This is a genomic window from Mesorhizobium sp. M1A.F.Ca.IN.022.07.1.1, assembly GCF_003997575.1.
Lineage (GTDB): Bacteria > Pseudomonadota > Alphaproteobacteria > Rhizobiales > Rhizobiaceae > Mesorhizobium.
The window spans coordinates 1-3935 of sequence record NZ_RZST01000447.1; the positions used below are offsets into that span (position 1 = coordinate 1).

Sequence of the window (3935 nt, forward strand, 5' to 3'; positions counted from 1 at the left end):
TCGTCGTCATCGGCGGCGGCATGACGGCGATCGACGCCGCGGTGCAGTCGAAGCTGCTCGGCGCCGAGGAGGTGACGATCTGCTACCGGCGCGGCCAGGAGCATATGAATGCCTCCGGCTTCGAGCAGGATCTGGCCGCCGCGAACGGCGTCACGATCCGCCACTGGCTGCAGCCGAAGCGCGTCATCGCCGAGAACGGCAAAGTGTCGGCCATCGAGCTCGAATACACAGCCATGAATGGCGACAAGCTCGCCGGTACCGGCGAAATGCTGAGGCTCAACGCCGACCAGGTGTTCAAGGCGATTGGCCAGAGCTTTGTGCCGGCTCATCTCAACGGCAGCGTTGCCTCCATCGAGCTCGATGGCGGCCGCATCAGGGTCGATGCCGAGGGCCGCACCTCGCTGGCGAAAGTCTGGGCGGGCGGCGACTGCATCTTCGGCGGCGACGACCTGACGGTCTCGGCCGTGGCGCAAGGCCGCGACGCCGCCGAATCCATCCACCGGGCACTGACCTCTAACGGGAGGGCATGAGCATGGCAGACATCCGCAACACCTTCGTCGGCATCAAGTCGCCAAATCCGTTCTGGCTGGCTTCGGCGCCGCCGACCGACAAGGCCTATAATGTCGAACGCGCCTTCAAAGCCGGCTGGGGCGGCGTGGTCTGGAAGACGCTTGGCGAAGAGGGCCCGCCGGTCGTCAACGTCAACGGCCCGCGCTACGGCGCGATCTGGGGCGCCGACCGCCGGCTGCTCGGCCTGAACAATATCGAGCTGATCACCGACCGCGACCTGCAGACCAATCTGCGCGAGATGAAGCAGGTGAAGATGAACTGGCCGGATCGGGCGCTGGTCGCCTCGATCATGGTGCCTTGCGAGGAGGAAAGCTGGAAGGCGATCCTGCCGCTGGTCGAGGAGACCGGCGCCGACGGCATCGAGCTCAATTTCGGCTGCCCGCACGGCATGAGCGAACGCGGCATGGGCTCGGCGGTGGGCCAGGTGCCGGAATATATCGAGATGGTGGTGCGCTGGTGCAAGCAGTACACGCGCATGCCGGTCATCACCAAGCTGACGCCGAACATCACCGACATCCGCAAGCCGGCGCGCGCCGCCAAAGCCGGCGGCACCGACGCGGTGTCGCTGATCAACACCATCAACTCGATCACCGGGGTTGACCTCGACAGTTTCGCGCCGCAGCCGACCATCGATGGCAAGGGCTCGCATGGCGGCTATTGCGGCCCGGCGGTGAAGCCGATCGCGATGAACATGGTGGCCGAGATCGCGCGCGATCCGGAAACGCACGGCCTGCCAATCTCGGGCATCGGCGGCATCACAACCTGGCGGGATGCTGCCGAATTCATGGCACTCGGCGCCGGCAACGTGCAGGTCTGCACCGCGGCAATGACATACGGCTTCAAAATCGTGCAGGAGATGATCGCGGGGCTGGAGAACTGGATGGACGAGAAGGGCCACGCCTCGCTGTCCGACATCATCGGCCGCGCCACACCCAATGTCACGGACTGGCAGTATCTCAACCTCAACTATGTCGCTAAGGCGCATATCGACCAGGACGCGTGCATCAAATGCGGGCGCTGCCACATCGCCTGCGAGGACACCTCGCATCAGGCGATCACCAGCATGGTCGACGGCGTCAGGCATTTCGAGGTGATCGAGGCCGAATGCGTCGGGTGCAATCTTTGCGTCAATGTCTGCCCGGTCGAGGGCTGCATCACCATGGAACCGCTGGCCGCCGGCGTGCTGGATCAGCGCACGGGCATACCGGTGTCGCCGGTCTACGCCAACTGGACGACGCATCCGAACAATCCGATGGCCAAGGTGGCCGCGGAGTAGGGAACACTTTTGAAAGAAATGCGGCGCCTTCGGGTGCCGTTTTTCGTTACCCATATTGCAGATAAGAATTATCCATAATAGGTACTATCCATGAATTGGAGCCAAAGATCGTGAAGCTGGGAGAGGGCGTCGAAGCTGCGATCCACTGCGCCGCCATGCTTGCCGGCGTCGACGGGAACAGCACCATGTCGGGCGCGGCCATGGCCGAGGCGTTCGGCCTGTCGCCGAGCTATCTCTTGAAGCATCTCAATCAGCTGACAACGGCGCGCATCCTGGAATCCGTGCCGGGGCCGGCAGGCGGCTACAGGCTGGCGCGGCCGGCCGAGCGGATCACGCTGCTCGACATCGTGCTTGCGGTCGAGGGCAGGGAGCCTGCCTTCCGCTGCGGCGAGATCCGCCAGCGCGGCCCGGTCAAGCTCGACGCGTCGGCCTATGTCAAACCGTGCGGCATCAATGCCGCGATGCTGAGGGCCGAGCGCGCTTATCGCGCCGCGCTTGCCGATGCAAAGCTCTCCGACATCGTCGCCGATTTCATGAACGACGCCGATCCCCGCACCGTCGCCGCAAGCTGCGCCTTCGTCGAACGCCATCAGCGGGCGCAGAAAGTTAAACAACCAAGCAAAGCGTGAAAGGTAAGAGAATGAAACAGAGGCTGCAGTTCTTCGCCAAGGCGCCTGAAATCATGAAGGCGGTGATGGCGCTCAACAAGGCCGTCGAGGAGTGCGGGCTGGAAGAAAGCCTGATGCACCTGGTCAAGCTCAGGGCTTCGCAGATCAATGGCTGTTCCTATTGTGTCGAGATGCACAGCCGCGAGGCAAGGCGAGATGGCGAAACGGAGCAGCGGCTTTATTTGGTCGCCGCCTGGAAGGAGTCGCCGCTGTTTTCCGAGCGCGAGCGCGCCGCGCTCGCCTGGACCGAGAAGGTGACGAACATCTCCGACAACGGCGTTCCGGACGATCTCTACGCCAGGACGCTGGAGCAGTTCTCCGAGGAAGAGCTGGTCAAGCTGACGGTGGTGATCGGCATGATCAACACGTGGAACCGGCTCTGCGTGTCGTTCCACGCCATCCATCCGATGCCAGCCGCCAAGGCTGCCTGACCATCCAAAGCCGCGCGGATCCGAAGACGGTTCCGCGCGGCTTTCATTTGCGAGATCAATGACATGTTTGAGAATCTTCAGAACGAGACTCTGTTTGCCGCGCGCCTGCTGCTCGGCGGCGCCTTCGTTATTGCCGGCCTGCGCAACGCCCAGCACAAGACCTGCTCATCCCGATGATGGCGGCACGCGGCGTGCCGTAGGCAGGGCCGGCATTGTGGCTGGAAATGTCCTGCAGGTCGCGCCGGACGGCTGGTGATCGGCGTCTTGTTCACCGCGCTGGCGGCGGCAAGCCTGATCCTGTTCCTGATCGTCGCGACGCCGATGTTTCACAATTTCTGGGATCATCAGGGTCCGGATCGCGCCTCACGCATCAACGGCTTCGTCGCCAATGTCGCCCTGGCCGCGGGTTCCTGGCGCGGGTCTATGCCTGACAACTGCACTCGGATTCCGCGCAGTCGATGGCGCCGCGTTAATCGGTTTGTCGCGATTGTCCTGTATTAGCAAAAAACAGGTTCGCCCGTCGGAGCGTTCATGGAGCAGAACTGGACTGCATTCTGGGCACGCGTTTCGGATGCCTTCCACCAGGCGCTGGCTCCGTTCCGTGCAGTCGCGGGAGCCTTCGGCCAGCATCCGAGCGACATTCAGATATGGTGCTTTCTGTGCGGCGTCTTCTTCCTCGCGGTCGTCGCCATACAGACCTATGGCGACATCATGCTCAGGCGACGCGGCGCCTTTGCCACCGGCAAGGTGATCGGCATCGACAAGTCGAGCGACGGGCCGGACACGCCGATCATCGAATTCGCCGACCGACTGGGCAAGACCTGGCGTTTCGGATCGCATCTGCCGGTCAACGGAACGACCGGGAACGTCGGCGCAGTGGTCGAAGTGATTTATGACCCTCTCCACCCGAAGCGGGCGCGGGAAGTGGGCCGGCTGCTGATGAAGGCCGTCCACCTGGCTGTCTGGTATGCGGTCGCCGCCGGGCTGATG

The 3935-nt window shown here is 63.4% G+C and carries 6 protein-coding genes; all 6 read left to right on the forward strand.

The annotated features are described in order from the left end of the window. On the forward strand, positions 1 to 530 hold a 530-nt coding region (locus EOA75_RS30010), incomplete at its 5' end, for an FAD-dependent oxidoreductase (RefSeq protein ID WP_164747667.1). 2 nt (positions 531 to 532) lie between these two features. Beyond that, positions 533 to 1846 carry an NAD-dependent dihydropyrimidine dehydrogenase subunit PreA gene (gene preA / locus EOA75_RS30015; RefSeq protein ID WP_067329150.1) on the forward strand — a complete coding sequence of 438 codons (1314 nt, stop codon included), beginning with the start codon at positions 533 to 535 and terminating at the stop codon, positions 1844 to 1846. Between the two features lie 110 nt (positions 1847 to 1956). Then, positions 1957 to 2475 (forward strand): Rrf2 family transcriptional regulator, encoded by a 519-nt coding sequence (locus tag EOA75_RS30020; RefSeq protein ID WP_127325849.1) that lies wholly within the window; start codon positions 1957 to 1959, stop codon positions 2473 to 2475. Between the two features lie 11 nt (positions 2476 to 2486). Then, on the forward strand, positions 2487 to 2945 hold the full coding sequence (locus tag EOA75_RS30025) for a carboxymuconolactone decarboxylase family protein (protein ID WP_067328952.1): 459 nt from the start codon (positions 2487 to 2489) through the stop codon (positions 2943 to 2945). Between the two features lie 252 nt (positions 2946 to 3197). Continuing rightward, positions 3198 to 3446 (forward strand): DoxX family protein, encoded by a 249-nt coding sequence (locus EOA75_RS34615; RefSeq protein ID WP_189413666.1) that lies wholly within the window; start codon positions 3198 to 3200, stop codon positions 3444 to 3446. Positions 3447 to 3476: 30 nt separating this feature from the next. Further along, positions 3477 to 3935: DUF3592 domain-containing protein (locus EOA75_RS30035; protein WP_127325850.1), on the forward strand; the 459-nt coding region annotated here is incomplete at its 3' end.

Bases quoted from the DNA above. Each gene is read 5' to 3' on its own strand.
- EOA75_RS30025 (WP_067328952.1), top strand. From the start codon at position 2,487: ATGAAACAGAGGCTGCAGTTCTTCGCCAAGGCGCCTGAAATCATGAAG.
- preA (WP_067329150.1), top strand. From the start codon at position 533: ATGGCAGACATCCGCAACACCTTCGTCGGCATCAAGTCGCCAAATCCG.